The organism is Telluria mixta (assembly GCF_029223865.1).
Lineage (GTDB): Bacteria > Pseudomonadota > Gammaproteobacteria > Burkholderiales > Burkholderiaceae_D > Telluria > Telluria mixta.
Genome location: NZ_CP119520.1, coordinates 7,299,005 through 7,324,202, shown reverse-complemented (window position 1 = coordinate 7,324,202; position 25,198 = coordinate 7,299,005). Strand labels below are relative to the sequence as shown.

Here is a 25,198-nt window from a genome sequence, read left to right as displayed (position 1 = left end):
AAAGGGGAACCCCATGCGCACACTCGTCCACCTGTCCGACCTGCACTTCGGCCGTGTCGACGCCATGCTGCTCGACCCGCTGCGCGAACTGGTCCACAAGCTGGCGCCCAACGTCGTCGTCGTCTCCGGCGACCTGACCCAGCGCGCCAAGAGCGAGCAGTTCGAGGAAGCGAAGGCCTGGCTCGACACGTTGCCGGGCCCGCAGATCATCGTGCCGGGCAACCACGACATTTCGCTGTACAACGTGTTCCGCCGCTTCCTGCTGCCGCTCGACCGCTACAAGCGCTACATCACAAACGACCTCGACCCCGTCTACATCGACGACGAGATCGCCGTGCTGGGCGTGAACACGGCTCGCTCGCTCACGTTCAAGGACGGACGCGTCAACAAGGAGCAAGTGGAAAAGATCCGCGCGACCCTGTCCGGGCTGCCGAAGGAGGTTACGCGCGTCGTCGTCACGCACCACCCGTTCGACCTGCCGAAAGGGGCGGAAGAGGACGACCTCGTCGACCGCGCGAACATGGCGATGGACGTGTTCGCCGAACTGGGCATCGACCTGTTGATGGCGGGCCACCTGCACATGAGCCACGCGGGCAACACGCAGGCGCGCTACAAGATCAGCGAATACGCCGCGCTCGTCGTGCAGGCCGGCACGGCGACGTCCACGCGCGGGCGGGGCGAAGTGAATTCGTTCAACGTGATCCGCATCGAGCCCCAGCGCATCGAGGTCGACCGCTATGGCTGGGACAGCGTGCACAACCAGTTCCAGGTGCTGAACACGGAGAAGTTCATGCGCAGCGGAAACGTCTGGACGGAAGTGCCGGATGGGATGATGGCGGCCGGGATCTGACGCTCTGCGTCGTCCCCGCGAAAGCGGGGAACCATGCTGAGCTGCAGAATTCCGTACTTCGGAAGCGTCGAGGTGGGACTCGAGTCCGACTTCGGAAACTCAGTATGGGTTCCCGCCTTTGCGGGAACGACGGTGTTCGTCAGATCCAGTACTCCCCAAGCCGCGCCATCCACTCCTTGATCCGGTCGGACCACGGCCGGTGCCGCCACCGCTCCAGCGTGACCTCCTTCGAGTCGCGCAGATCCTCGTTGAACGCGCTCTCCATCGCCGCGCCGAACGCGGGGTCGATGACGACCACGTTCAACTCGTAGTTGTGGATGAAGCTGCGCCGGTCGATGTTGGCCGAGCCGATCGTCGACCAGACGCCGTCGATCACTGCCGTCTTTGCGTGCAGCACGGCGATCTGCAGCTCGAAGATACGCACGCCACCGGCCAGCAACTGGTCGTAGAAGCCCTGGCCGGCGTAGCGGATCAGGCTGTGGTCCGACACGCCCGGCAGCACGAGCCGCACGTCCACGCCGCGTTTCGCCGCGGCGATGAGCGCGTCGACGATCTGCTGGTCGGGCACGAAATAGGCCGACGTGATGTGGATCGATTTCTTCGCCTCGCTAATCGCGATGACGAGGGCCTTGTAGATGTCCGACTCGTGGTCCGGGTCGGACGCGAGCACGCGGATGATCTTGTCGCCGGCCGGCGTCAGCGTCGGAAAATATTCGGCCTGCGGCAGCTCGCCGCCTTCCTGCTGCACCCACAGGTTCACGAACGACCACTGCAGCGGCGCGACGGCCGGGCCTTCGATCTTGACGTGGGTATCGCGCCAGCCGACCTTGTCGCCGTCGACCTGGCCCGGCTTCTGGCGCGAGCGGAACAGCGAGCTGTTCGCATACGTGCTGCTGATGTTGATGCCGCCCGTGAACGCGACCTTGCCGTCGACGACCATCAGCTTGCGGTGGTTGCGGTTGTTCAGCTCCCACTTGCCGCGCGCCTTGGCGGGATTGACCGGGTTGAAGACCAGCACGCGGATACCGGCCTGGCGCATGCGATCAAAAAAGGCGGCCGGCGTCGCAAGGGCGCCGACGGCGTCGACCATCACGTTTACGACCACACCCTGGCGCTGCTTCTCGATCAGCAGGTCGGCGAATTCGATCCCGACGGGGTCCTGGTCGAAGATATAGGTTTCGAGATTGATGGAACTGGTGGCGGCGCGCGCGGCGGCCATCATTTCGCGCATCGTCGCGGGGCCGTCGAACAGCAGCGTGACCTTGTTGCCCGCGATGAGGGGCACGCCCGTCGCCTGTTCTTCCAGCGCCGCCAAGGCCTTCAGGTTGCCGCTCGCATTGGCCCAGCGCCGCGCGGCGAGGGCGGATGCCTGCTTCGGCGGCAGGGCCCCCTTCGTCGTCGCGATCGTGGGCACAGCCTTCGCGGGCGCTTCGGGTTCGACATCCGGCAGCGACTTGCACGCGACGACGCCGCAACTGAGGCACAGGGCCAGCAGCCAGGCGAACGGGGAGCAATAACGTGCAAAGCGCTGTCGGAATCTCATTTGAAACCTCTCGGGTTGGCAACCGCGGCCTCGTCGAGGTCGCGCGGTCCGATGAAAAAGTCGAGCGGCGCCGCGCGCAGGCGGCGGCCCAGCGCGCGCAGCAGGAGGAAGCCATGACGGAAACGCACCTTGCGCGCCCGCAGCGCCACCCACAGCGCGAGGCCGAAGCTCACCAGCAAGTTGACCATGCCGATGAGGGCGATGCCGAGGAACGTAATGGCGATCGTGTCCGGGTCGAGCTGCTGGCCGAGGCCGACGAAGCCGATGGCGAAATTCGCGGACGAAAAGGTCACGTGGCGCACATCGAGCGGCAGGCCGAGGAGGTAGCCGACGGTGCCCGTGATCCCCATCAGCACGCCGAACACGAAGTTGCCCATCAGGCCGCCGAGGTTGTCCTCGACGTAGCGGGCGAAGCGGGCGCGCCGCGCCTCGCCGAGCAGCCGGCGCAGCCAGCGCAGCTGCTGCACGCGCTGGCCCATGCGCGTGTACATGGCCTTGTTGTCGTAGTAGCCGGACACGAGCCCCGACACGAACAGCCACACGCCCGCGATCGCCGCATGCAGCAGCGCGAGCGAATGCCACGGGTGGCTGTCTTCGATCAGGTGTTCGGCCTTGACCGGGTTCACGAGATGCGTGCCGAAGATCCAGTACCAGGCGAGGGCGATCGCCCACGCGACCGGGATCACGGTCGCGAGGTTGCCGAGCACGGCGACGATCTGCGTCCGGAACACTTTATTCACCAGGGCCGCCATGCTGTCCACATCGACCTGGCGCCGGCTCGAGCCCGGTCGGCCGCCGCCGCGCTGCGCGGTGTCGTGCAGGGCGGAGGCGATGCGCGCGGCCGTCATCGCCGGCTGCTTGGTCGCGATCGTAAAATGCAGCACATGCACGAGCATGAAGCCGGCCGCGTAGTTGAGGCTGTAGAGCAGGGCTTCGATCAGCGGGGCGCGGTGCTGGTACGAGATCAGGATCTTGATGAGCGCCATGACGCCGATGATGATGCCGGCCCCGGCCGACGACGCGAACATGCCGCGCAGGTCCGCGCGCCGTTCGGCGATGTAGTGCTCGCCCGTGCGGCTCGCGTTTTCCGTCACGTTGCGGGCCAGCAGGTCGATGTTGTCGCGCAGCAGGCCGCGCACCTCGTACTTGGTGTTGTGCGCTTCCGCGAGTTCCTGCGCGAGGTCGACGGCCGCCGCGCGGCGCAGGCTCGTCGGCGGTTCGGTCGGCGGCGTCGCCTCGTTCGCGAGCGTCTCCACGTCCACGGTCGGTGCGGACGGCAGCTCGCCGCTCGTGTCGACGAGGAACAGCAGCTTTCTCAGGCGGTCGATGCTCTGCGTCAGTGCCACCAGCAGATAGGTGAGCGCGACGCTCGTGCCGGAGGCGAGGGCGCCGCGGCGGATCTTCAACACCACGTCTTCGCACTGGTCGAGCATGACGAGCAGATGGCGCGCATCTTCCATCGTGTCGACCTCGCCGGCCATCAGGCGGCCGTAGTCGTCGAGGTATTTGTTCGCCTCGATGTTCTGCATGAGGAAGGGCGAGTCGACTTCCTCGATTTCCATGTGCGCGTGGATCAGACGCGGTTCCAGGCCCAGCGCGCAGACGCGGCACGACAGGGTCCGGATCGCATCCAGCAGGCCCGCCAGCACAACCTTGCGCGCACGCGAGGACTCGGCGGATTCGTCGGCTGCATCCTCTGGCGGCGCGGCGTTCGCGACCACGTCGAACAATTCAAGCCAGTCTGCGTTCGGCACGGCGCGGATCCACTGGTAATCGTCCTCGCGGCACAGCACGCGGTCGAGCGTGTCGGACAGGTACAGGTCGTCCAGAGCGGGCGGCAGGATGCGGTAGGCGATGCGCTTCTTGAGTTCCGTAAAAAAGCCGTCGTTCGACAGGATGCCGACATCGGAATACAGGCTCGTGTGGCGGCGCGTTTCGAGCAGGCGGGTCAGGTAGCGGCGCAGCGTCCAGGCCTGGCCGGGATGACCCTTCAGCAGCTGGGTCAGCGTGCGCACCTGGGCGCGCGCGTAGTCGTGGTCGCTTGCGCGGCGCGGACGCAACCGGTCGACCAGGTCGACCAGCAGGTCGATGCGGTCGCTGTCCGGGTCAAGAAGTTCGAGGATCGAGAGCATGGGGATATTCGCAGCTTGGAAAGGACAGTGTATGCGTGGATACCCGGCGGTCACTGTACGCTGACGAACCGAGCGGGCAGGCCTGCGTTACACTTGATGGGTTATGTCATCACTGGGGAAGAGCATGTACCTGACTTACTATAACGGCCAATGGGCCGAAGGGAATACGCCGTTGTTCGGCGCCATGGACCATAGCGTCTGGCTGGGTTCGTCCGTCTTCGACGGCGCGCGGGCGCTGCGCGGCCATCTGCCGGACCTGCGTCCGCACCTGGAGCGCGTGATCGCATCGGCAGACAAGCTGGGTCTGCAGTGCCCGTTGAACGTGGATGAAATGGAAGCGCTCGTGCGTGAAGGCGTCGCGCGCTTTCCGGCCGACGCGGAGCTGTACATTCGTCCCCTTGTGTTCGCTTCGGAAGGTTTCCTGATCCCGACGCCGGAAGCGGCCGCGTTCGCGCTGACCCTGTTCGACGCGCCGCTGCCGCCATTCTCCGGCTTCTCGGCCTGTCTGTCGGCGCTGCGCCGTCCCGAGCCGACGATGGCGCCGACGGATGCCAAGGCGTCCGCACTGTACGCCAACACGGCCAGGGCGCTGCGCGAGGCAAAGGCACGCGGGTTCGACAACGCCGTCCTGCTGGACGCGGCCGGGAACGTGGCCGAGTTCGCGACGTCAAACCTGTTCCTCGTCACGAGCGACGGCGAAGTCGTCACGCCCGCGCTGAACGGCACCTTCCTGGCCGGCATCACCCGCGCCCGCGTGATTGCGCTGCTGCTTGATGCCGGCGTGAAGGTCGTCGAGCGCACGGTGAAGCCGGAAGAACTCGACACGGCCCGCGAAATCTTCAACACCGGCAACTACGGCAAGGTCGCACCGTGCACGCGCTACGAATCGCGCGAACTGCCTGCCGGCCCGGTCGCGAAACAGGCGCGCGACCTCTATCTCGCCTTCACCGAGACCACCTGAGCGACTGACGAAAAAAAAGCCAGGCACGCGGCCTGGCTCGACAATCCCGGTGGGGTCAAGCGCTGCTACTTTGCTCGCGGGATGGGGATCGGACGGATGGTGCCGCAATCGGCCGACAGCCACTTGCCGGTGACATCCATGTCCACAGTCTGGTTGCGCCCCTGTTCTTCGCTCCGGATCTTCATGCTGGCGCGGTAGCTCGTGTCGTTGTCGGCAACCAGGTCGCCTTCGCCGCTCACCTTCGGCTTCGTGCAGGTGAACGCGATGTGGCCGCGGGTCGCCGATTGCTGCGTGAACGACTGCTTGCAATCGCCTTGCTGGACGGGGAATTCCTTGCGCTCCGCCATCTCGCGCGTCATGCACAGCTTGGTCTGCAGGGCGCCGTTCGTCCCGACGTCGAGCTGTACGCCGTTCTGCTGCATGATCTTCTGCATCTGCTGACGCTGCTCGGGCGACATGTTAGCCATGTGCTGCTGCACGGCGGACATCGCCTGCGACACTTGCGGGTCGCTCGACGTCATCGTGTTCGACAACGACCACAGGCCGGGTTTCAGCGTCTGGGCGCCGGCCGGGAGCGCAGCGCACGCGCACGCGAGCAGGAGCGCGGATGCAATGGATTTGTTCATCGTTATGTCTTCCTTTCAAAATCAGGATGCTTCGCCGTGCCGCCCCAGTACCTTGCGCTCCAGGTACATGAGCAGCAGGACCGTCTTGGCATCGACGATGTCGCCCGTCTCGACCATCGCGAGGGCGTCGTCGAAATCCAGTTCGACGACCTCGATGTCTTCGCCTTCCCCGGCGTTGCCGCCGCCGTCGTCGCAGCGCCGCGCGCGATCATACTCCGCGACGAACAGATGGATGCGTTCCGTCGTCGAACCCGGGCTGACGTACAGCTGCAGCGCGGGCTGCACATGCTCGATGGCGTAGCCGGTTTCTTCGCGCGCTTCGGCTTTCGCGCGTTCGGCCGGGTCGGCGCCGTCCAGCATGCCGGCCGCCGCTTCGAGCAGGTAGCCATCGTGGCCGGCGAGGCGGGCGCCGAGGCGGAACTGGCGTGTCAGCACCACCGACCGGTGGGCGCGGTTGTACAGCAGAACGGCGGCGCCGTCCGCGCAGTCGTAGACTTCGCGCGACTGGACCTGCAGCTCGCCGTCCTGGCGCCGCTGGGCGTAGGTGACGTTCTTGAGGGGCAGATAATGGTCCGAGAGGATCTCCTCGCGGACGATGCGCACGGTGTCGCGGGTCATGGCATCTCCTGTGGTTGGCCTTGCCCGAGGATACACCGTGCGCGTGGGAATGGGCGCGCATCGGCGCGCCGTCGGGATCAGCCTTGCCGGGCCGGTTCGCTCACGTAAATCTCGACGCGGCGGTTGCGCGCGCGGCCGGCCGGATCGTCGTTGTTGGCGATCGGTTCGCGCGCGGCGCGGCCTTCGACCGTGATGCGGGCCGGATTGATGCCGCGCGCCGTCAGATAGTCGCGCGTGTGCGCGGCGCGGTCCAGCGACAGCGGCTGGTTGATCTGGTCGCTGCCCGTGTTGTCCGTGTGGCCGATGATGGTCACGTTGGTCGCCGGGTTCTCGTTCAGCGTCTGCGCGAAACGGTCGAGGATCGGGCGGAAGTTCGACTTGATGTCGGAGCGGTTCGTGTCGAACGACACGTCGCTCGGGATCTCGAGTTTCAGGCGGTTGTCGGACGTCTGCGAGACCTGCACGCCGGTGCCGCGCGTGGCCTGTTCCATCTGCTGGCGCTGCTGTTCCATATGGCGCGACCAGACGTTGCCGACGACGGCGCCCGCTGCCGCGCCCAGCACCGCGCCGCGGGTGGCCCGGCCGGAACCGCCGCCGCCCGTCGAGGCGCCGAGAATCGCGCCGAGACCGGCACCGACGCCGGCGCCGGTGGCGGTACCGCGCTGGGTCTGGCTCATGTCGGCGCAGCCGGTGGCGGCCACGGCGAAGGCGGTGGCGCACAGGGTGGAACGGATCAGGGTTGTTTTCATGGTGGTCTCCTTGCAAAAAAATATCCGTTTCGTAGTCGCACCCGCAGCAGAGGGCACGACCGCGAAACGGATCGGTCAGGTCCGCAGTTCACTGCGGTTCGGCACGACGTTGCGTGCCGCTATGATACTGCTATATGCCTCGGCCACTGATCAGGCGCACCAGGATCATGATGACGGCGACGACCAGCAGGATATGGATGAAACCGCCGACGGTGTAGGAAGTTACCAGACCGAGCAGCCACAGAATGATGAGAATGACGGCAATTGTGTAGAGCATGATAGTGTCCTCATGGTTGACCGGCGTTGCTGTGCCGTGAATCCAGTATCGAACTAACAAGCTTTACATTCCGTACGATGCCGTACATTACATCGCGTTTTTTTGTTCCTCGTGCAAGCCCGGGACCCAGCCCATGAAGCCCATCAGGCCAAGCACGCCGATGAGGCAGGTCAGCAGGCCGCCCGTGATCAGGAAAAAGACGTCCTGGGCCGCCATGTCGGCCGTCGTGGCCTGCGGTGCCGGACCTGCGCTGGCGAGGCCGAAGCCCGTCAGGAGAAGTCCCCAGAGAATGATGCCGATCCATGCCACGCTGTTCATGTCGCGTCCTTTCGCTTGAGTGATCTCTGCCGTATGAAGCCGATACTGATGCGCTGAAGCAAACTCATCAGTGCGCCAACGCACATTGCGAAAAAGAAAACTTAGTGAGCGATCGTACAAGGCGCAAACGCTTGCGCGCCTGTCTCCAACATAGCACGCAACTGAACAAAAAAAAACCGGGGCCGAAGCCCCGGTTGGCCGGTTCACCCGCGTTCCCTCAGGCCGAGCGCAGCGAGCCTTTCACGATGCGCACGCGGTCGCCCGTACGCCACGGCGGCGCGCTGTGCTGGTGGAACGTGCGCAGCGTGCCGTCGTCGAGACGGACACGGATCTCGTAGCTGACGTCGGCCTTCATATTGCCTTCGACCTGGTTGCCCACGACGGCACCGCCGACCGCGCCGGCGACGGTAGCCAGTTGCCGGCCGTGACCGCTGCCGACCTGGTTGCCCAGCAACCCGCCGAGGATGGCGCCGCCCGCCGCCCCCACGCCGCTGCCCTGGGCGCGCGTCTTGATCTGGCGGATCGATTCGATGTTGCCGCAGTTATTGCACCAGTTGCTGCCGGTGTCGTTGGAGGCGACCTTGGTCGACTTGCGGACGACCTTCGGTGCCGGTGCCGGTTCGGCTGCGGCGCGCTCGGCCGGCGCGTATTGCGGGGCCGGGGCGGGCGCGTAGTCGGCGCCGGCGCTCGTCGATCCCTGGCTGCCGCCGTAGCCGTACGCGGTGTCCGGTGCCGCATAGGTCTGCGCAGCGGCCGGGGCAGGGTAGGTGGGCTGTACGGGCGTCTGCACCGGATAGGCGGGCTGCGCCTGGCTCGCGAGCGGCGCGGCGGGTGCCACATAGCCCGGCTGGCCCGGCTGTTGTATGCCGGCCGACAGGGCCGCGCGGTCGGCGTCGCTCAGCTGGCCGCGGTTGCCACCGGTCGACGTCGGCAGCCAGCCCATGATGGCCGCCGTGCCGATCGCACAGAACAGGATGACTGCAATCGCGGCCGCAATCAGGAGTGGGTGTTGCCTGGCCCGTGCGGGCGGGGTGGGATGCGTGTCCATGGCTTTCCTTTCGGGTGTCGGTGGGGACGAGGCGTCGTCGAAAGCCTCGAGTCCGGTACGTTTTCATTGTCCCTTGCAACAACACCCTATTCCGTGCGTCACCGTACATACTTGCCCCAGCACGGCCGTTACGCTGACTAAAAGTTGTTTGCAAATGTTTCCGGATGGTGTAAAGACGCCGTTCCGAATCTCCCAAACGAGTGAACCGATGAAGTCCAACCGCGAGGGTCCGATGAATTCAGCCGTCCCACCTGTGGTCGCCGAGCACAATGCCAACCTGCTGCTGGCTGCGCTGCCGCCGCAGGAGCTGGCACGGATGCTGCCGGCGCTCGACCAGGTCAAGGTGGACGTCGGCGCCGTGCTGTGCGAGCCGGGCGACACCATCCGCCACATCTATTTTCCGCACGACTGCCTGATCTCGATGATGGCCGTGGCCGAAGGCCGCATGACGCTCGAGGTGGGCCTCGTGGGCCGCGAAGGCATGCTGGGTGCCACCGTCGCGCTCGGCCACGAGACGACGCAGGTGCGCGCCGTCGTGCAGCGCGCGGGCAGCGCCAGCCGCATCGACGCCGACCGCCTGCGCACCGAATTCGCCCGCAACCCGGCCCTGCAGCGCGTGCTGTACCGCTACACGGATGTTCTGCTGGCCCAGGCCATCCAGATCGCCGTCTGCAGCCGCTACCACGTGCTGGAGGCGCGTCTCGCGCGCTCGCTGCTCGTCACGCGCGACCGCCTGCAATCCGACAAATTCCACCTCACCCACGAATTCCTGGCCCACGCGCTGGGCGTGCGCCGCGTGGGCGTCACCAAGGCCGCCAGCGCGTTGCAGCAGCAGGGGCTCATCAACTACAGCCGCGGCAATATCGAGATCCTCGATCCGGCACGTCTCGCTGCAGCCGCCTGCACCTGCTACGAGATCGTGCGCGAAGCGGGTGCCGGCGTCGGCGCGCCCGTGCTGGTCTGATCCTCGTCGATCCATATGAAAACGCCCCGGCATGCGGGGCGTTTTCATTCGGGTGTGAAACGCGATCAGTGCGTCGTCTTCACCTGGTTGCCGATCACGCCGCCCACGGCTGCGCCACCGACGGTACCGACAGCGCTGCCGCCCGTCAGGGCGCCGCCGACCACTGCGCCGGCGCCGGCGCCGATGGCGGTGTTACGGTCCTGCTTCGACATGCCGGCGCAGCCGGTCAGGCCCAGGGCCACGGTTGCCAGCGTTGCGGTCGCGATGATGTGCTTGATGGTTTTCATGTTGATCTCCTTAAGGTGGGTTGCTTGCTCACTTCAGGCGCAGCTCATTCCTGACCGATCTGACGCCCCTCACGGTGCGCGCGGCCGCGGCGGCCGCCGCCACGTCGTCCGCGGAGCTCACGAATCCGCTCAGCCGGACGACCCCCTGGTCCGTATCGACGTCGATCTCGCCTACCTTCAGGCTGGCATCGCCGAGGAGGGCGGCCTTCACGCCGGCCGTGATGCCGGCGTCATCGGTTTGCCCTACGACAGCCTTCGGGCTGTCCGTTGCGCATCCCGTGATCCCGCACAGGGCCAGAGCCGCCAGCAGTGCCGATGTCGATAGTGCCGCCGGGGTCCTGCCTGTACTGAATCGTTTCATGCCTTCTGCGCTTCCTCGCGATGCCGGCCTGCTGTTCGGGAACGGCGCCGGCCTTACCATGACTCCAGATTACATGTGCATCGCATAGCGGTCTGTACGACAAATAACACTGTGACATCACAGCATCAGCGTTTCGCGCTCTTGCCCGGCGGCGGCGCAACAGGCTTCGCACCCGCCTTCGCCAGCAGCGCGTTGCAAGGGCTGTCCTTGCCCGGTCCCGTGTTGATCAGCGGGAGCAGGGCGGCGGCCGGTGCCGCGACGACGGCCAGCGCGGCCGCGGCGCCGCCTTTCAGCGCCAGCACCTTCTTGTCGAGCGACAGGTCCGGATTCTTGAAGGTACCCCGCACGTAGAACGGCGTGCGCAACGTGAACAGGCGCAGCCCTTTGGTCTCCGGTTTGATGCGCAGATCCATCTGCTCGGTCGACATGTTCACCCAGCCATTGATGTCGACGATGGCTTCGTCCGTGTCGAGCACGAATGTGCGCGTGCGGGCCACGCCATCCGTCACGGCCAGGTCGGCGGCGAGGCAGTTCAGCTGGACTTGCTTGTCGCCGAACAGTTTCGTGATGATGATGTTGCCGACGTTCAGGCCGGCCTCTTCGAGCAACAGCTTGCTGACGACGCCCTGGCTGACGAGACCCTTCACTTCGCCATTCGCATCGGCCAGCATCGCGCCGACGGAGTCGCCCGTCGCCGACAGCTTCGCTTCGCCATAGATCGAGCCGACGGTCGCCTGCATCTTTTCGATTTGCGGGAACAATTCCTTGATGTGGATGTCACGCGCCTTGACGTCGGCCGTGGCCTTGATCGGGTTGCTGGCGTTGCTGCCGTCCAGCTTGATGTTCGAGTTGACGTTGCCGCCGGCCATGACGAAATTCAGTGGCTCCAGGGTCAGCACACCGTTGTTCATCACGACATGGCTTTGCAGCTTGCTGATGGGGAGGTCCTTGTCCTTGACGATGCGGTCCGCGGTGAAGCGCACGTCGGCGTCCAGCACCTTCCAGCGCTCCGTATGAAATTTCTCGACGGGCAGGGCCTTGTTTTCCGGCTGCACGGCCTCGACGCCCCGTGCGCGCTTGCTCGCGTTGGAATCGGCGCCGATCAGCGGGCCGAGGTCGGCGAAGCGCAGCTGGTGCGACACGACGTTGCCGGTCAGCTTGTTGCGGGGCTTGCCGGTCGCGAATTCAAAGCGGCCCGCGATGTCGGACTGGCCCACCTTGCCCTTGAACTTGTCGTACACCCAGCGGCTCTTGTTCTCGCCCACTTCTCCCGTCAGGTGGCCCTGGGTCGAGAACGCGGGCGTCTCGGGCAGCAGCACGCCCGTGAACGGATACAGCCGCGCCATCGACGGCGCCGCCAGCGTCAGTTTCACATCGATGCCCGCGAGGTGGGCGGGGCGCGTGACCGTTCCTTCGACGGCGACGCGCGTATTGGCCGAATGCACGTCGGCCTGGACGGGGAACGGTTCGTCCTGGTCGCGCAGCGACAGCACGGAACCCGTCTTGCCGCCGCCGCCCACCGGCGCGCCGTTGTACTCGCCGCGCAGCTTGAAGGCGATGCCATAGGTCGGGTCGTTCGCGATCGTGTCGATGTCGGCGGTGACGTCGGCCTTGGTGACGGCGTCGATCACGTGAATCGTCCCCTTGTTCAGCACCACGCGTTCGAGGTCGAGGGTCCACTTCGATTTCTTTTGCTCGTGCTTGTAGACCCAGTTGTAGTGCGTGGCGTCGGTGCGCAGCAGCTCGGCCTGCGGGCCGTCGAAGCGCAGCACGGGCACGTGGATGCGGTGGCCGAGCAGGGCGAACGGATCGAGCGAGAACGAGAACTGGCGCACGCTGGCCATGTCGCGCTGGGGCAGGCCTTCCGGGTTGCCCACGTGGACGTCGTCCGCGTACAGGTGCGGCCACGGGATGTAGTCGCGCCACGTCCGCTGGCCTTTCGGTATGCTTTTCGACGGCTGCTCCCAATGCACGGCGAGATTGCCTCGGATGGCGAACGGGCGCTCGATCGCGTCGCTGACCTTGTCGTTGAGCCAGGGCTTCACGCGGTTCCAGTCGAACGTGAGCAGGATGATGATGGCGATGACGGGAATCGCCACCAGCACGCCGAGGATGCCGAGCGTGATCTTCACCGGGCGCGACATGCGCGCGCCCTGCCTGGGCTGTTGGGTGGGCTGGGCTGTCATGGCCTTCCTTCTGGTGGGATGGGTTGAACGCAGATTAACGTAAAGGTCCGGGCGTCAATGTGCGGTGCCGCACCGTAGCCCGGCCGTAGAGAGGCCAAGGCGGTGTCTATGTGCGCCAGCGAACCGATCTGGTCTGGTGCGAGGGTTATAACGTTACCAACACAATTTAAAAACAGGAGTCGCAAGATGGATACGAAATCGATGAACCTGCTGATGCGGGTCGGCGCAGCCGCCGCGGTACTTTCGCTGGCCGCCTGCGCCAGCCCGGAAAAGACCCCGGCCACGGCTGCCGTCGCGGTTTCGCACAATGCCGTCGAAAACGCCGTCACGGCGGGCGCGCCCGAGCTGGCGCCGGCCGAGATCTCGGCCGCGCGCGACAAGATGATGCGCGCCAACCAGGCGCTCGCCGCGAAGGATTACAAGACGGCGCGCGAACTGGCGGTCCAGGCCCAGGCCGACGCCAAGCTCGCGCAGAGCAAGGCCAATTCCGCCAAGGCCACGGCCGCCGCCGACGCGCTCAACGAGGACCTGCGCGTGCTGCGCCAGGAAGTCGACCGCGCCAATTCCGACCAGCAGCAGTAACGCCCAATAACAAGAACTGGAGAAAGGAAGCATCATGAAAATGAATTTCCTGAAGGCCATGGTATTCGCCGGCGCCGTCGCGCTGGCCGGCTGCAGCACCGTCCCGACCACCACGCCGACCCTGGACGAGGCACGCGCCGACTTCGTCGCGGCCAACAACAACCCGCAGGTCGCGACGTACGCGCAGATGGAATTCAAGCAGGCCGGCGAAGCGCTCGACCGCGCGAACCAGGCGGCCGCCCAGCGCGAAAGCCTGGACACGATCGACCGCCTGGCCTATGTCGCGAAGCAAAAGATCGCCACCGCCCAGGAAGTGGCGAAGGCGAAGGCTGCCGAGGCCGAGGTCGCCAATGCGGGCCGCGAACGCGACCGCGTCCAGCTGGAAGCGCGCACCGCCGAAGCCGACCGCGCCAAGCGCGATGCCGCCGCCGCCCAGGCGCAGGCCGCTGCCGCCCAGGCGCAGGCCCAGGACGCGCAAGCCCAGGCCGCCGCGGCCCAGCAGCAGGCTGCCCAGCAGGCCGATCGCGCAGCGCGCCTGGAAGCCCTCCTCGTCGAACTGCATGCGCAGAAGACGGAGCGCGGCATGGTCGTCACCATCGGCGACGTGCTGTTCGCCACCGACCGCGCGGAACTGAACGCGAACGGCATGGCGACCGTGAAAAAACTGGCCGAGATCATGACGCAGAACCCCGACCGCACGGTCATGGTCGAAGGATTTACCGACAGCACGGGCTCCGCGGCCCACAACAAGGACCTGTCCGAGCGCCGCGCGGCGTCCGTGGCCCAGGCCCTCGTCGGCCTCGGCGTGCCGCGCGAACGCATCGGCATGCGCGGCTATGGCGAGGCGTTCCCGGTCGCATCGAACGACACGGCCTCGAACCGCCAGCTGAACCGCCGCGTGGAGATCGTGCTGTCGAACGCCGGCGCACCGATCCCGCCGCGAGCGGCACAGCGCTGATATTTTAAGACCCCACTGAAAGAGGAAGATTCATGGAACAGAACGCATCCAACCTGGCGCACGGCTTCGACATCGCGGAAATCCGCCGCGCGGCCGCGAATCTCGAAGACGGCGCCGTGACCGAGGGCTACGCGGCCGACCGCGAAGCCGTCATCGCCATGCTCAACGCCGCACTGGCGACGGAACTGCTGTGCGTGCTGCGCTACAAGCGCCACTACTACACGGTCAGCGGCCCGAACACGGGCCACATCAAGGCCGAGTTCCTCGAGCATGCGCAGCAGGAGCAGGACCACGCCGACCGCATCGCCGAGCGCATCGTCCAGCTGAACGGTTCGCCGAACTTCAACCCGGCCACGCTGACCCAGCGCAGCCATGCGGAGTACGACGAGTCGGAAGACGTGCAAGCCATGATCCGCGCCGACCTGATCGCCGAGCGCGTGGCGATCGAATCCTACCGCCAGATGATTCAAGCCATCGGCGACAAGGATCCGACCACCAAGATCATGCTGACCGAGATCCTGGCCACCGAGGAAGAGCACGCCGACGACATGCGTGACCTGCTGGCCTGAACCTTTACCCACCACTACCTACAACAAGGAGTACATCATGTTAGAGTCCATCCGCGCCAACGCCAACGCTTCCCAACTGAACGGCGCAGCGAACAATGCTTCCGGCGACGTAAAAGCGCTCGTCAAGGACGCACAGTCGCTGCTGAGCGCCGCCGCTTCCCTCACCGGCAACAAGGCCGACGAACTGCGCGAGCGCGGCATGGAACTGCTCGACCAGGCGTTGGGCAAGGCCGGCAAGTATCAGGATCAAGCCCTCGTCAAGAGCAAGGAACTGGCGCGCGCAACCGATGTCTACGTGAAGGACAACCCATGGCGCACCGTGGCCGTGGCAGCCGGTGTCGGCCTGCTGCTGGGTGTCATTCTGGGCCGCAAATAATTCCGGTCGGGGGCAGCCATGGATAACAATGAAACCGTCGTGCATAGCCCCGGCCTCATGGGTGGGATCACGGGCCTGGCCAAGAACCTGTTCGGGCTCGTGGTGTCGCGCGTGGAACTTGCCGCGCTCGAACTGTCGGAAGTGCGCAACCACGTGATCGAACTGGTGGTCATCTTCGCGATGGCCGCCCTGGCCACGTGGTTCGCACTGGCCTACGGCACCGCGACGATCGTGGCCCTGGCCTGGGACGAAATGGGCTGGAAGATCCTGCTCGTCATGTTCGTCGTGTTCGCCGTCATCACCCTGATCCTCGTGATGAAGGGACTCTCGCTGCTCAAACAGGGCAAGCTGGCGTTCCCCGAGACCATGAAGGAATTGCGCAACGACCGCGACATGCTGTTGTAACCGGAGGAACGAGCTATGGAAAAAACGATCGGCCATCACACGCATGGCTCCCTTGAAGAGCGCAAGCGGGCATTGTTGCGCGACGGCGAGTTCTACCGCAGCGGCGTCGCCCACGCGCGCGCCCAGATCAAGCACGGGGCGCGCCCGGAAGTGATCTTTCATTCGGCGCTCGACCACGCGACCTGGGTGCTGCGGACCCGCGCCGATGCACTGCTCAAGCCGACCGGCACGAGCATCTCGGTACTGGCCCCGTATGCACTGACCGTACTGGGCTTCATCCGCAAGCGCAACCTCGGCAAGCCGGCTCTGGGCGTGGCCGCCATCCTGGGCGCGCTCGGTTGGTACTTGCAGCGCAAACGCGCGCAGCAAGTGGCATACTAGGGACAACGCGGCGTGATTCCCCACCGGATCGCGCCATGCACGAATATGGTGGGGCTTGAGCGGCGTCGCAATCTTCGATTGGACGCCGTCTTTTTTTGCCTCGCCGCAATCACTCGCCCATGAAAAAAGCCGGCAGAGCCGGCTTCAAAGTGCACGCGGCGCGCCGCTCAATAACGGTAGACGCGACCGTCGACGATGCGCACGCGGTTGCCCACGCGCAGGTCGTACACATTGTCCTGGACGATGGTACGGTATTCGCCATTGTCGAGACGGACATTGACTGCAAACTGCTGTTGTCCTGCTCCATCGCGGTTCGCTTCCACACGGTTACCGATCGCCGCGCCCGCCACGCCGCCGGCGACGGTCGCCGCCGTGCGGCCGCCGCCGCTGCCGACCTGGTTGCCGGCGAGCGCACCGACGAGGCCGCCGACGACCGCGCCGGCACCGCTCGTGCGGCCTTCACCGCTGGTCACCTGGATCGATTCGATCGTGCCGTAGCCCGTCGAAGCCGTGTTGTCGTAGCCGCTGCGGTAACCGTCGTTGGCGTAGTAGGGCTGGGACGACTGGCTGGCGCAGCCGCCGAGGAGCGCACTGGCCGCGACGAGGGCGGCAAGGGTACGAGTAGCTTTCATGACTTGTTCTCCTGGCAAAGATGTAGGGCCAGATTACGCAGTCATGCGTATGGGGTCTGTGCGATGACGCACTCACCTTCGGGTGCTCATCCGATGCTTTTTCATCATCTTTTTTCGTGTGTTCGGCAGCGAACAGAAATCGTCGTTACGGCAGAGTAAAACGTCAACATCGGTTGAAAAAAAGAGTGTCAAAAGGAGAACAAGAATGCGCACACCACACATGATCCTGCTGCTGGCTGCTGCCCTGTTGTGGGCGGCAGGCCATGTCCGCGCGGCGACGCCGGAAGCAAAGCTGGCCTACCAGCAGGCGCGCGACGCGGCGGCCGCCGAGTACAAGAACGCACGCGCCCGCTGCGATGCCATCACGGGCAATCCGAAGGATGTCTGCGTGCTGGAAGCGAAGGCTGCGCGCGTCCACGCCGACGAAGAAGCACGGGCGAAATACGAAGACACGCTGAAGGCCTATACGCGGGCACGGATGCGCATCGCCTCCGCCAACTACGACCTCGACAAGGCACGCTGCGCCGGGCTCACGGGCAACGACAAGGACGTGTGTCAGGAGCAGGCGAAGGCCCGCCTCGTCGCCGCGCAGGCCGATGCGAAGGCCGACCAGAAAACGATCGAAGCGCGCAACGAAGCGCGCGAGGACAAGCTGTCCGCCGCGTACCGCGTCGCCATGGAGAAATGCGATGCGTTCGCCGGCGCCGCCAAGGATCAATGCGTCTCGGCTGCGAAGGCCGAGTTCGGCAAATAAGCGGAATCATCCGCACCCGCTCGTCAAGAGCACAACCATGTACCACCACTAACAGGAGTTCACCATGAACGTCACCAAACGCATCGCCACCGCCATCTTCACCGCCACCGTCGCCTTCACCATCGTCGGCTGCTCGTCGAGCCCGACCAAGGAAAGCACCGGCGAGTACATCGACGATGCCGCCATCACCGCGAAAGTGAAGGCCGCGATCTTCAACGAGCCGACCCTGAAATCGACCGAGATCAATGTCGAGACCTACAAGGGCGACGTGCAGCTGTCGGGCTTCGTGGCCCAGCCGCAGGATGCACAGCATGCCGCCGACGTCGCACGTGGCGTGAAAGGTGTGTCGTCGGTCAAGAACGACATCCGCGTAAAATAAGCTGACCGGGCGGCTCGCGCGCGGGCCGGCCCGACAGTCGTTTCGATTGCCGCGCCATGCGGCATCCGCCTCGGCAGGAGACTGCCGGCGGATGCCCGGGACCGGCATTTTTTTCAGGCAGGTACCATGCAGCTCGCCCAATCCGGCCCCGCAACGTCCGAGGCATCCAACCCAGTCACTCCGGTTGCCGCGGCGTCCGCGGATGTGGAACAGGCGGCGCGTGAAGCCGGCCTCGTCAACACCGGCGGGGCGCCGACGGGCGAAGAGCTCGGCGCCGCCCACGGCAACCTGCGCCTGCCCATCCATGTCAACGCGCGCGGTCTCACGCTGGGCGTCATTGCCACCGTCGCGTTCGTCTTCGGCCTGCAGTGGGCCAAGAATTTCCTGGTGCCGCTTTTGCTCGGCATCTTTATCGCCTACACCCTGAGTCCCGTCGTGCGCTGGCTCGAGCGCTGGCACATCCGGCGGGCCATCGGCGCCACGCTCGTCACGGGCCTGATCCTCGTCGGCATGGCGCTCACGATGCAACGGGTGCAAGGCGAAATCCTCAACATCGTCGACGAACTCCCGACCCTGACCCACAAGGTCACGCGCATCCTCACGGATGGCTCGGACGGGCCGTCGACGATCCAGCAAGTGCAAGCGGCCGCGGCTGAGCTCGAACAGGCCGCCGCCAATGCCGCCAGTGCGAAGCGCAATGCGCCGCCGAGGCGGGCATCGGCCCCGGCCGTCGCACAGACGCCGGGCGGCAGCAACTTCCGCATCATGGACTGGCTGCTCGCCGGTTCCGTCGGCCTGGCCAGCTTCGTTTCGCAGGCCACGATGGTCGTGTTCCTCGTATTCTTCCTGCTGCTGGCGGGAGACACGTTCAAGCGCAAGCTCGTCAAGCTGACGGGGCCGTCGCTGACGCAGAAAAAGGTGACGGTGCACATCCTCGAGGACATCAACACGTCCATCCAGAACTATATGTTCATGCTGCTCGTCACGAACGTGCTGCTGGCGCTGCTGATGTGGGTGGCGCTGCGCCTCATCGGCCTGGAAAACGCGGGTGCCTGGGCCATCTTCGCCGGCGTGGCGCACGTCATGCCTTACTTCGGCCCGCTGTTGATCACGTCCGCGACGGGCCTCGTCGCCTTCCTGCAGTTCGAATCGCTGCAGATGGTGATCCTCGTGGCGGGCGCATCGCTGGCGATCGCGACGCTCGTCGGCATGGTCGTCACGACCTGGATGACCGGCAAGATCGCCAAGATGAACCCGGCCGCCGTGTTCGTCAGCCTGCTGTTCTGGGGCTGGCTGTGGGGCATGTGGGGATTGCTGCTCGGCGTGCCCGTCGTCGTCGTGATCAAGGTCGTGGCCGAGCGCGTGGAAGGGATGGAAGTCATCGCCGAACTCCTCGGCGAATGACGGCGCCGCCCGGCAAGGGCAGCGCCGTGGCGGTTCAGTGCACGGGCGACGGGCGCGCCTCCGGCGGGGGTGCGCCGGGCACGTGCTTGTCCTTCAGGCTGCCCATCTGCAGGGCGTACTGGCGGGCGAACTCCGCGCCCAGGAAAAAGATCTGCGCCGAGTAATACACCCACAGCAGCAGCGCGATCAGCGAACCGGCCGCGCCGAAGCTGCTCGCCGTACCGCTGTTGCCGATGTATAGGCCGATCGCGAACTTCCCTACAGTGAACATGATCGCGGTGCCGAGGGCGCCGATGGTCACGTCATGCCACGACAGTTTTACGCGCGGCAGCAGCTTGTAGATGGCGCCGAACATCACGGCGATGACGAGGAAGCTGATGGCCCAGGCGACCCAGCCCAGGATGATCGTCGCGGAATGCCACATGCCGCCGAGGTATTTTTCCAGCAGGGTCAGCGCGGCCGACACGACGAGCGTGAACATCAGCAGCAGGCCCAGGGTCAGGATGAGGCCGAACGAGAGCAGGCGGGTGCGCACGGTGTCCCACCAGGTGGCGTCCCTGGGCGGCGGGACGTCCCAGATTTCATCCAGGCTGTCCTTGAGTTCCGCGAACGCACTCGTCGCACCGATCAGCAGCAGGACCGTCGCGATGATCGTCGCCAGCTTGCCGCTTTCCTTGTTGCGGGCACCGGCCAGGATCGCCTGGATGGTTTCCGCGCCCTGTTTGCCGACGAGGCCGCGCAGTTCGTCCAGCAGCTGGCCCTGGGCGGCTTCGGTGCCGTAGAAAAAGCCGGCGATTGCGATGACGAGCACGAGGATGGGCGCCAGCGAGAACAGCGTGTAGAAAGCGAGCGCGGCGCCTTTGCTCGACGCCCGGTGCGCCAGCCATTCGGTCACGGCGCAGCGCATCACATGGACAACCTGGCGGGAGAAGGGGATCCAGTTTTGTACTGCCATCAGGTATCTCCAAAAAGACGAACGCGCCCGAAGGCGCGTTCAGGGGCGTACGCCCAGAATCGGTAGCGTGAGCGGTAGCACGAGCGGGACGCCGCGATGCCGCGCCCCGCATGCCCGTGTTACTGTACGCGGCGCTCGATGGTGATCGGCTCCACTTCCACGCGGCGGTTCGGTGCCAGGCACTCGATCAGCTCCTTGCGCTTCTTCTGGTTGCAGTCGGTCACGACCGGGTTCTGCTCGCCTTTGCCGTAGGCCTTCAGGCGCTTGGCGTCGACGCCCTTGGCGATCAGGTAGTCGCGCACGGCGTTGGCGCGGCGCTCCGACAGCTTCTGGTTGTACTTGGTCGAGCCCAGGCGGTCGGTGTAGCCGTTGATGTCCACGTCGGTGATCGACGGGTCGGCCTGCAGTGCGGCGGCGATGTCATCCAGCTTCGGCTGCGGCGACGAGAGGGTGGCGCTGTCGAAGGCGAACAGTTCGCTGGCCGACAGGGTCACCTTCTCGAAGCGGGCCGGCGGCGGCGGCGGCGGAGCGGCCGGTGCCGGTGCCGGTGCCTCGACGACCGGGGCCGGAGCAGGTGCCGGGGCCGGCGCCGGTGCCGGGCGCGGCGGCGGGTTGAAGGCGTAGTTCAGGCTGAACGTCGCGTACTTGGTGTTGGCGCGCGAGAAGCCGAACTCGTCGTCGTCGCGCAGGTGGGCGCGCACGTCGCGCACGTCGGCCTGCAGGGACCACTGCTCGTTCATGCTGACCTGGAAGCCGACGCCGGCCTGGTAGTACGGCGACCAGCCGGAGGCGCTACGGAGCGGATTGCTCACCTTGTCACGCTCGCCGCCCACGCCGATCAGCAGGTACGGACGGAAGGTCTTGCGCGACAGCATCAGCAGGGCATCGACGCCGACGAGGGTCTGGCGGTAATTGACATTGTTGTCGTCGACGCGGGCCTGGGTGGCACCGATCTGGATGTCCCACAGCGGATGCACGGCCTTACCGAACTTCAACCCGCCGCCCCAGTCCTTCTTCGACGTGCCGAAATCATGGTCCGGCTTGATGCCGACCACCGTCGGGGCGATATACCACGACGGATTGATGACCTCGGTGTCCTGAGCCAGGGCCGTTCCGGCGGAGCACAGAATGGCGGCGGCCAGAGCGATCTTCTTCGTATTATTCACAGGTAACTCCCATAAGTTGTAAAGGTACTTGACATCGCATGCTTGCAGTGATGTTGATGTCAAGCTTACAAGTCGGCCATTTTTCGGGTCAGTGCGCTAGCGCACCTAACAGCCGGTTGTTGTGGCGATTTTACAACGTAGCCATTTATGCCATGGCTGCTGTTTGTTTCAGGATGTTACGAACTGCGGGGTAATCGTCGCTTACTGCGTATAACGTCGCCCTTCCTGCTTCCACGCTTACCTTCATTACAAGATTGTCATGTCGCACGATCGGGTCGATACCGCTTCGATTGCAAGGCACACAACAGGTTCCCGTTGAGCACCACCAATTTGGTATTTGTCAATTCAACGCTGGAATTCGCTTGCTTTGAAGGACGAATAACTTTCCAGAAATTTTTAGAAATGTTGGATGGCGCACAGACCGGGCATGGTGAGGCAGGCAATCTTGTACCCAGTTAAGCGGAACCGGCGTGTTGTCAGGTGGTCATACACGAATACGGCGGTCCGGGCCATACACAGAACATCGTCCTTTTCACGGAGTAGACCAATATGCATGCAGCGACTCACCACAATGCGGTACAAGGCGAACTCAACGCGGTGCACACTTCCAGCAACTCTGCGCTGATCGAACGCGTCCCACCGCAACCGACCGAGCGCGCTCCGATTTCGCTCGCGCCGATCGAGCGGGTGCGGTCGACGTCGGCTACCCAGCGCCGTATCGAAAACATGCAGAAGCTCATCGGCGAGCTGCAGACCCACGAGATGCTGGCCGATGAAATCGCCTGGTTCCTCAAATTCTCGCCGTCGGGCGCCCGCAAATACATCCGCGACCTGCGCGAAGCCGGCGTCATCGAACTGGCGCGCTACATCGAAGGTACCGCCACCTACCTGGGCAAGGCCGTGTACCGCATCTCGCCGGATCCGGACCGCGTCAAGGCCTTCCTGGGCGCCATCTGCCAGCCCAAGCGCGAAGGCGCTGCCCCGCGCAAGGAGCGTCCGGGCCTGCGCGAGCAGAGCATGGCCGGCACCGGCCGCCACTTCCACATCCTCGCCGACGACACCCATTACGCGATCCGCGTCAACCGCAGCCCGGTGACCCGCGATCCGCTCGTCGCCGCCCTGTTCGGCCCGCCGCCGAGCCAGGTCGCCAAAGAGCGCGCCTGAGCGCGCTGGCGTTGATGACGGCCGCGTGACGTGCCGCCATCAGCTGCGCCACCCCGCCGCGAGGCCGGGTGGCGCTGTTTTTTTTGCAGGATTCCAATTGAAAAGGCGACAAGCGTGCTCATATGCCGGGTGCGGCACCCCGACCGCTTACCCCATCAAGGAGACTCCATGCTGCCGAGTGCCGAATCCCTGGAAGGCCAACCCGTTCCCCAGGTGAGGTTCAAGGCGCGCCCCGACGACCAGTGGCGCGACATCACGACCGATGAACTGTTCAAGGGCAAGACCGTCGTCGTGTTCGCCTTGCCCGGCGCTTTCACCCCCACGTGTTCCTCGGCACACCTGCCGCGCTACAACGAGCTGGCACCGGCGTTCCGCGAGAACGGCGTCGACGAGATCGTCTGTGTGTCCGTCAACGATGCCTTCGTCATGCAGTCCTGGCAGGCCGGGCAGGAAGCGGGCAACATCACCATGATCCCCGACGGCAACGGCGACTTCACGGAAGGCATGGGCCTGCTCGTCGACAAGCGCGACCTCGGCTTCGGCAAGCGGTCGTGGCGTTATTCGATGCTCGTCAGGGACGGCATCATCGCCAAGGTCTTCATCGAGCCGGACAAGGAGGGCGATCCATTCGAAGTCTCGGACGCCGATACCATGCTGCGCTACATCAACCCGAACGCCGCGCCGCGCGAGCCTGTCGTGATGTTTTCCAAGCCCGGCTGCCCGTTCTGCGCGCGCGCCAAGGCCGTACTGAAGGCGAACGGCATCGTCTTTACGGACATCCCGCAGGATGCGAAGATCACGACCAGCGTACTGCGCGCCGTCTCCGGCGCCACCACGTGGCCGCAGGTCTTCATCGGCGGCAAGCTGATCGGCGATGCCGAGGCGGTCGCCGCTTATTTCGCGCCGCGCGCGCCTGAGGCCCAATAACGCCGGTATCGGGAGAACACGATGGAAGCCGCTATCGTTTGCGCCGTGCTCGCGCTCGGCGTGCTGCTGGCCTGGGGCATGCCGCGCTGGCGCCTGCACCGCGTGCTGGCGCGTCCGCTCACCGCGACCCAGCTCGGCATCATCGAGCGCAACGTCGACCAGTACCGGGGCATGGCGCCCGACCTGCGCGCGCAGTTGCAGCGCCTCGTCAAGCAGTTCCTGCACCAGAAGACGTTCGTCGGCTGTGCCGGGCTCGAGGTGACGGAAGAGATGCGCGTGACGATCGCCGCGCAGGCCTGCCTGCTGCTGCTGAACCGGCCCAGCCGCGTGTATCCGGGCCTGCATGCCGTGCTCGTCTACCCGGGCGCCTTCCTCGTGCCGCGGCGCGAGCAGGACGCCGCCGGCGTCGTCACGGAAACGCGCCAGGACCTGCTGGGCGAATCGTGGGGCGACGGGCGCGTCGTGCTGTCGTGGGAACACGTGCGCCGCGCGGGCCTGGCGGCCGAAGGCACGCACAACGTCGTGCTGCACGAGTTCGCGCACCAGCTCGACAGCGAATCGGGCAGCAACAACGGCGCGCCTTTCCTGGGCAGCCCGGAGCGCTACCGAAGCTGGTCGGAAACGCTGTCGCGCGATTTCGCGCTGCTGCGGCGCGACGCGTACTGGGGCCAGCGCGACGTGCTCGATCCGTACGGTGCCACCAATCCGGCCGAGTTCTTCGCCGTCGCGACAGAAAGTTTCTTCGAGCAGCCGCACGAGCTGGCCACGCGCCATCCGGACCTGTATGCGGAGTTCCAGTCGTATTACCGCGTGGACCCGCGCGACTGGTTCCCCGCGCCCGCGCCGGAACCGGAGCACTACGGCATGGCCTACGGACAGTGGCGCTAGCGGCGCCGCTGCGTGCGCTCGCGTACAGAGGCTCAGCCGGGCGGGAGGCATCATGGCCACACCTTTTCATGCAGGAGGTCATCCATGTCCACGATCATTGCAGGGCACTTCCAGCTGCAGGATGACGTCGAGCGGGCGCGCCGTGCCCTGGTCGACGCCGGTTTCGCGAGCGAACGCATCAGCGGTTTCTACCTGAGCCAGCCGGGCCAGCACGACCTGACGCCGATCGGCGGCGACAACATCCACTCGCCGGGCGCCAAGGAATCGCCGGAAGGCGTGGCCCAGGGGGCCGGCGCCGGTGCCGCCGTCGGCATCGTCGCCGGTGCCGCCACATCCCCCGTGACCGGTCCGCTGGGTCCCGTGGTAGGCGGCCTCCTGGGCGCCCACCTCGGCTCGCTGTTCAGTTTTTCGAAGATGAAAGATCCCGGCGAACGCGAAGAGGGCGGCCGCGCGCCCGTGGAAAACCGTCCGGCCGGCATGCTCGTGGCCGTCGCTTTCGACGATCCCGGCCTGGAGTCGCGCGCCGTCGACCTGCTGCGCGACCTGGGCGCCCACCACATCGAGCGCGCCAGGGGCAATATCGTCGACGGCGACTGGGCCGATTTCGATCCGGCGTCGCCGCCCGATATCATTCACTGAGTACCCACTGAGCATCCACTGACCCTGCCTGGTCCGATCCGCCGGTACACCGTTTATCCGGCTACCGGCGGCCGCCTTGGCCATATTCCTCTTTGCGTT

General features: G+C 65.5%; 30 protein-coding genes. 16 read left to right on the top strand and 14 right to left on the bottom strand.

The genetic code is table 11. The features are described 5' to 3' along the window. Window positions 1-13 precede the first annotated feature (13 nt). On the top strand, window positions 14-850 hold the full coding sequence (locus P0M04_RS32230) for a metallophosphoesterase family protein (RefSeq protein WP_259452102.1): 837 nt from the start codon (window positions 14-16) through the stop codon (window positions 848-850). Window positions 851-989: 139 nt separating this feature from the next. Here P0M04_RS32230 and cls read toward each other — a convergent pair whose 3' ends face one another. After that, complete coding sequence (gene cls, locus P0M04_RS32225) at window positions 990-2,393, bottom strand: cardiolipin synthase (RefSeq protein ID WP_259452103.1); 1,404 nt, start codon at window positions 2,391-2,393, stop codon at window positions 990-992. After that, a complete protein-coding gene (locus P0M04_RS32220; protein ID WP_259452104.1) occupies window positions 2,390-4,525 on the bottom strand; it encodes a site-specific recombinase in 2,136 nt (711 codons plus the stop codon). The genes cls and P0M04_RS32220 overlap by 4 nt, the downstream gene beginning before the upstream one ends. 124 nt (window positions 4,526-4,649) lie before the next feature. Here P0M04_RS32220 and P0M04_RS32215 point away from each other — a divergent pair, with 124 nt between their 5' ends. Beyond that, window positions 4,650-5,486 carry a branched-chain amino acid aminotransferase gene (locus tag P0M04_RS32215; protein ID WP_259452105.1) on the top strand — a complete coding sequence of 279 codons (837 nt, stop codon included), beginning with the start codon at window positions 4,650-4,652 and terminating at the stop codon, window positions 5,484-5,486. A 65-nt stretch (window positions 5,487-5,551) separates the two neighbouring features. On the opposite strand, the gene P0M04_RS32210 is transcribed toward P0M04_RS32215, so the two are convergent. From P0M04_RS32210 to P0M04_RS32185, 6 genes are all read right to left on the bottom strand, one after another. Beyond that, window positions 5,552-6,112: a DUF3617 domain-containing protein gene (locus P0M04_RS32210; protein WP_259452106.1), complete on the bottom strand. Its 561-nt coding sequence runs from the start codon at window positions 6,110-6,112 to the stop codon at window positions 5,552-5,554. Between the two features lie 21 nt (window positions 6,113-6,133). Then, window positions 6,134-6,730: an NUDIX domain-containing protein gene (locus tag P0M04_RS32205; protein WP_259452107.1), complete on the bottom strand. Its 597-nt coding sequence runs from the start codon at window positions 6,728-6,730 to the stop codon at window positions 6,134-6,136. A gap of 77 nt (window positions 6,731-6,807) precedes the next feature. Continuing rightward, complete coding sequence (locus P0M04_RS32200; RefSeq protein WP_259452108.1) at window positions 6,808-7,479, bottom strand: YiaD family glycine zipper/OmpA-like lipoprotein; 672 nt, start codon at window positions 7,477-7,479, stop codon at window positions 6,808-6,810. 130 nt (window positions 7,480-7,609) lie between these two features. Continuing rightward, a complete protein-coding gene (locus tag P0M04_RS32195; RefSeq protein WP_105378160.1) occupies window positions 7,610-7,756 on the bottom strand; it encodes a lmo0937 family membrane protein in 147 nt (48 codons plus the stop codon). Between the two features lie 87 nt (window positions 7,757-7,843). Next, window positions 7,844-8,074 (bottom strand): hypothetical protein, encoded by a 231-nt coding sequence (locus P0M04_RS32190; protein ID WP_259452109.1) that lies wholly within the window; start codon window positions 8,072-8,074, stop codon window positions 7,844-7,846. A 217-nt stretch (window positions 8,075-8,291) separates the two neighbouring features. Then, window positions 8,292-9,122: a glycine zipper 2TM domain-containing protein gene (locus P0M04_RS32185; RefSeq protein WP_259452110.1), complete on the bottom strand. Its 831-nt coding sequence runs from the start codon at window positions 9,120-9,122 to the stop codon at window positions 8,292-8,294. 232 nt (window positions 9,123-9,354) lie between these two features. Here P0M04_RS32185 and P0M04_RS32180 point away from each other — a divergent pair, with 232 nt between their 5' ends. Beyond that, window positions 9,355-10,086 carry a Crp/Fnr family transcriptional regulator gene (locus P0M04_RS32180; protein WP_259452111.1) on the top strand — a complete coding sequence of 244 codons (732 nt, stop codon included), beginning with the start codon at window positions 9,355-9,357 and terminating at the stop codon, window positions 10,084-10,086. A gap of 65 nt (window positions 10,087-10,151) precedes the next feature. Here the strand turns inward: P0M04_RS32180 and P0M04_RS32175 are convergent, their stop codons facing one another. The 3 genes from P0M04_RS32175 to P0M04_RS32165 form a co-directional block, all read right to left on the bottom strand. Then, a complete protein-coding gene (locus tag P0M04_RS32175; RefSeq protein ID WP_036237051.1) occupies window positions 10,152-10,373 on the bottom strand; it encodes a YMGG-like glycine zipper-containing protein in 222 nt (73 codons plus the stop codon). A gap of 28 nt (window positions 10,374-10,401) precedes the next feature. Beyond that, entirely contained in the window at window positions 10,402-10,734 is a 333-nt protein-coding gene (locus P0M04_RS32170) for a BON domain-containing protein (protein ID WP_259452112.1), read from the bottom strand. Between the two features lie 125 nt (window positions 10,735-10,859). Continuing rightward, a complete protein-coding gene (locus P0M04_RS32165; RefSeq protein ID WP_259452113.1) occupies window positions 10,860-12,920 on the bottom strand; it encodes an AsmA family protein in 2,061 nt (686 codons plus the stop codon). Window positions 12,921-13,106: 186 nt separating this feature from the next. Here P0M04_RS32165 and P0M04_RS32160 point away from each other — a divergent pair, with 186 nt between their 5' ends. The 6 genes from P0M04_RS32160 to P0M04_RS32135 are packed head-to-tail and all read left to right on the top strand — an operon-like array spanning window position 13,107 to window position 16,191. Next, window positions 13,107-13,502 carry a DUF4398 domain-containing protein gene (locus P0M04_RS32160; protein ID WP_259452114.1) on the top strand — a complete coding sequence of 132 codons (396 nt, stop codon included), beginning with the start codon at window positions 13,107-13,109 and terminating at the stop codon, window positions 13,500-13,502. A gap of 34 nt (window positions 13,503-13,536) precedes the next feature. Then, window positions 13,537-14,460, top strand: coding sequence for an OmpA family protein (locus P0M04_RS32155; RefSeq protein WP_259452115.1), 924 nt, complete (start codon window positions 13,537-13,539; stop codon window positions 14,458-14,460). Window positions 14,461-14,492: 32 nt separating this feature from the next. Beyond that, window positions 14,493-15,029 (top strand): ferritin-like domain-containing protein, encoded by a 537-nt coding sequence (locus tag P0M04_RS32150; RefSeq protein ID WP_259452116.1) that lies wholly within the window; start codon window positions 14,493-14,495, stop codon window positions 15,027-15,029. A 37-nt stretch (window positions 15,030-15,066) separates the two neighbouring features. Beyond that, on the top strand, window positions 15,067-15,405 hold the full coding sequence (locus P0M04_RS32145; protein ID WP_081984071.1) for an ElaB/YgaM/YqjD family protein: 339 nt from the start codon (window positions 15,067-15,069) through the stop codon (window positions 15,403-15,405). A gap of 18 nt (window positions 15,406-15,423) precedes the next feature. Next, on the top strand, window positions 15,424-15,810 hold the full coding sequence (locus tag P0M04_RS32140) for a phage holin family protein (RefSeq protein WP_259452117.1): 387 nt from the start codon (window positions 15,424-15,426) through the stop codon (window positions 15,808-15,810). A gap of 15 nt (window positions 15,811-15,825) precedes the next feature. After that, on the top strand, window positions 15,826-16,191 hold the full coding sequence (locus P0M04_RS32135) for a hypothetical protein (RefSeq protein ID WP_259452118.1): 366 nt from the start codon (window positions 15,826-15,828) through the stop codon (window positions 16,189-16,191). Window positions 16,192-16,358: 167 nt separating this feature from the next. On the opposite strand, the gene P0M04_RS32130 is transcribed toward P0M04_RS32135, so the two are convergent. Further along, the gene (locus P0M04_RS32130) at window positions 16,359-16,823 is read right to left on the bottom strand and encodes an outer membrane lipoprotein (RefSeq protein ID WP_259452119.1); all 465 of its coding nucleotides are present in this window, start codon (window positions 16,821-16,823) and stop codon (window positions 16,359-16,361) included. A gap of 205 nt (window positions 16,824-17,028) precedes the next feature. Between P0M04_RS32130 and P0M04_RS32125 the strand changes: the two genes are divergently transcribed. The 3 genes from P0M04_RS32125 to P0M04_RS32115 all read left to right on the top strand — a co-directional run bounded on the left by P0M04_RS32125 (window position 17,029) and on the right by P0M04_RS32115 (window position 19,360). Beyond that, complete coding sequence (locus tag P0M04_RS32125) at window positions 17,029-17,577, top strand: hypothetical protein (protein WP_259452120.1); 549 nt, start codon at window positions 17,029-17,031, stop codon at window positions 17,575-17,577. Window positions 17,578-17,641: 64 nt separating this feature from the next. Then, window positions 17,642-17,956: a BON domain-containing protein gene (locus P0M04_RS32120; RefSeq protein ID WP_259452121.1), complete on the top strand. Its 315-nt coding sequence runs from the start codon at window positions 17,642-17,644 to the stop codon at window positions 17,954-17,956. 126 nt (window positions 17,957-18,082) lie between these two features. Next, a complete protein-coding gene (locus P0M04_RS32115) occupies window positions 18,083-19,360 on the top strand; it encodes an AI-2E family transporter (protein WP_259452122.1) in 1,278 nt (425 codons plus the stop codon). A 34-nt stretch (window positions 19,361-19,394) separates the two neighbouring features. Here P0M04_RS32115 and P0M04_RS32110 read toward each other — a convergent pair whose 3' ends face one another. Both P0M04_RS32110 and P0M04_RS32105 read right to left on the bottom strand, forming a co-directional pair. Next, on the bottom strand, window positions 19,395-20,315 hold the full coding sequence (locus tag P0M04_RS32110) for a YihY/virulence factor BrkB family protein (RefSeq protein WP_259452123.1): 921 nt from the start codon (window positions 20,313-20,315) through the stop codon (window positions 19,395-19,397). Between the two features lie 119 nt (window positions 20,316-20,434). Continuing rightward, window positions 20,435-21,481 carry an OmpA family protein gene (locus P0M04_RS32105; protein ID WP_259452124.1) on the bottom strand — a complete coding sequence of 349 codons (1,047 nt, stop codon included), beginning with the start codon at window positions 21,479-21,481 and terminating at the stop codon, window positions 20,435-20,437. Between the two features lie 549 nt (window positions 21,482-22,030). Here P0M04_RS32105 and P0M04_RS32100 point away from each other — a divergent pair. The 4 genes from P0M04_RS32100 (at window position 22,031) to P0M04_RS32085 (ending at window position 25,099) form a co-directional block, all read left to right on the top strand. Then, complete coding sequence (locus P0M04_RS32100; RefSeq protein ID WP_105378059.1) at window positions 22,031-22,645, top strand: winged helix-turn-helix domain-containing protein; 615 nt, start codon at window positions 22,031-22,033, stop codon at window positions 22,643-22,645. A 168-nt stretch (window positions 22,646-22,813) separates the two neighbouring features. Continuing rightward, entirely contained in the window at window positions 22,814-23,572 is a 759-nt protein-coding gene (locus P0M04_RS32095) for a glutathione peroxidase (RefSeq protein WP_259452125.1), read from the top strand. Between the two features lie 21 nt (window positions 23,573-23,593). Then, the gene (locus P0M04_RS32090; RefSeq protein WP_259452126.1) at window positions 23,594-24,460 is read left to right on the top strand and encodes a M90 family metallopeptidase; all 867 of its coding nucleotides are present in this window, start codon (window positions 23,594-23,596) and stop codon (window positions 24,458-24,460) included. 84 nt (window positions 24,461-24,544) lie between these two features. Further along, window positions 24,545-25,099, top strand: coding sequence for a hypothetical protein (locus tag P0M04_RS32085; RefSeq protein ID WP_259452127.1), 555 nt, complete (start codon window positions 24,545-24,547; stop codon window positions 25,097-25,099). Window positions 25,100-25,198: the final 99 nt, after the last annotated feature.

Excerpts from the sequence above, each read along its gene's own strand:
- P0M04_RS32195 (WP_105378160.1), bottom strand. The coding sequence starts at position 7,756 with ATGCTCTACACAATTGCCGTCATTCTCATCATTCTGTGGCTGCTCGGT.
- P0M04_RS32220 (WP_259452104.1), bottom strand. The coding sequence starts at position 4,525 with ATGCTCTCGATCCTCGAACTTCTTGACCCGGACAGCGACCGCATCGAC.
- P0M04_RS32100 (WP_105378059.1), top strand. The coding sequence starts at position 22,031 with ATGCATGCAGCGACTCACCACAATGCGGTACAAGGCGAACTCAACGCG.
- P0M04_RS32135 (WP_259452118.1), top strand. The coding sequence starts at position 15,826 with ATGGAAAAAACGATCGGCCATCACACGCATGGCTCCCTTGAAGAGCGC.
- P0M04_RS32165 (WP_259452113.1), bottom strand. The coding sequence starts at position 12,920 with ATGACAGCCCAGCCCACCCAACAGCCCAGGCAGGGCGCGCGCATGTCG.
- P0M04_RS32215 (WP_259452105.1), top strand. The coding sequence starts at position 4,650 with ATGTACCTGACTTACTATAACGGCCAATGGGCCGAAGGGAATACGCCG.
- P0M04_RS32160 (WP_259452114.1), top strand. The coding sequence starts at position 13,107 with ATGGATACGAAATCGATGAACCTGCTGATGCGGGTCGGCGCAGCCGCC.
- P0M04_RS32115 (WP_259452122.1), top strand. The coding sequence starts at position 18,083 with ATGCAGCTCGCCCAATCCGGCCCCGCAACGTCCGAGGCATCCAACCCA.
- P0M04_RS32230 (WP_259452102.1), top strand. The coding sequence starts at position 14 with ATGCGCACACTCGTCCACCTGTCCGACCTGCACTTCGGCCGTGTCGAC.
- cls (WP_259452103.1), bottom strand. The coding sequence starts at position 2,393 with ATGAGATTCCGACAGCGCTTTGCACGTTATTGCTCCCCGTTCGCCTGG.
- P0M04_RS32085 (WP_259452127.1), top strand. The coding sequence starts at position 24,545 with ATGTCCACGATCATTGCAGGGCACTTCCAGCTGCAGGATGACGTCGAG.
- P0M04_RS32150 (WP_259452116.1), top strand. The coding sequence starts at position 14,493 with ATGGAACAGAACGCATCCAACCTGGCGCACGGCTTCGACATCGCGGAA.
- P0M04_RS32205 (WP_259452107.1), bottom strand. The coding sequence starts at position 6,730 with ATGACCCGCGACACCGTGCGCATCGTCCGCGAGGAGATCCTCTCGGAC.
- P0M04_RS32180 (WP_259452111.1), top strand. The coding sequence starts at position 9,355 with ATGAATTCAGCCGTCCCACCTGTGGTCGCCGAGCACAATGCCAACCTG.
- P0M04_RS32155 (WP_259452115.1), top strand. The coding sequence starts at position 13,537 with ATGAAAATGAATTTCCTGAAGGCCATGGTATTCGCCGGCGCCGTCGCG.
- P0M04_RS32110 (WP_259452123.1), bottom strand. The coding sequence starts at position 20,315 with ATGGCAGTACAAAACTGGATCCCCTTCTCCCGCCAGGTTGTCCATGTG.
- P0M04_RS32190 (WP_259452109.1), bottom strand. The coding sequence starts at position 8,074 with ATGAACAGCGTGGCATGGATCGGCATCATTCTCTGGGGACTTCTCCTG.
- P0M04_RS32145 (WP_081984071.1), top strand. The coding sequence starts at position 15,067 with ATGTTAGAGTCCATCCGCGCCAACGCCAACGCTTCCCAACTGAACGGC.
- P0M04_RS32170 (WP_259452112.1), bottom strand. The coding sequence starts at position 10,734 with ATGAAACGATTCAGTACAGGCAGGACCCCGGCGGCACTATCGACATCG.
- P0M04_RS32095 (WP_259452125.1), top strand. The coding sequence starts at position 22,814 with ATGCTGCCGAGTGCCGAATCCCTGGAAGGCCAACCCGTTCCCCAGGTG.
- P0M04_RS32185 (WP_259452110.1), bottom strand. The coding sequence starts at position 9,122 with ATGGACACGCATCCCACCCCGCCCGCACGGGCCAGGCAACACCCACTC.
- P0M04_RS32130 (WP_259452119.1), bottom strand. The coding sequence starts at position 16,823 with ATGAAAGCTACTCGTACCCTTGCCGCCCTCGTCGCGGCCAGTGCGCTC.
- P0M04_RS32175 (WP_036237051.1), bottom strand. The coding sequence starts at position 10,373 with ATGAAAACCATCAAGCACATCATCGCGACCGCAACGCTGGCAACCGTG.
- P0M04_RS32210 (WP_259452106.1), bottom strand. The coding sequence starts at position 6,112 with ATGAACAAATCCATTGCATCCGCGCTCCTGCTCGCGTGCGCGTGCGCT.
- P0M04_RS32200 (WP_259452108.1), bottom strand. The coding sequence starts at position 7,479 with ATGAAAACAACCCTGATCCGTTCCACCCTGTGCGCCACCGCCTTCGCC.
- P0M04_RS32125 (WP_259452120.1), top strand. The coding sequence starts at position 17,029 with ATGCGCACACCACACATGATCCTGCTGCTGGCTGCTGCCCTGTTGTGG.
- P0M04_RS32140 (WP_259452117.1), top strand. The coding sequence starts at position 15,424 with ATGGATAACAATGAAACCGTCGTGCATAGCCCCGGCCTCATGGGTGGG.
- P0M04_RS32090 (WP_259452126.1), top strand. The coding sequence starts at position 23,594 with ATGGAAGCCGCTATCGTTTGCGCCGTGCTCGCGCTCGGCGTGCTGCTG.
- P0M04_RS32120 (WP_259452121.1), top strand. The coding sequence starts at position 17,642 with ATGAACGTCACCAAACGCATCGCCACCGCCATCTTCACCGCCACCGTC.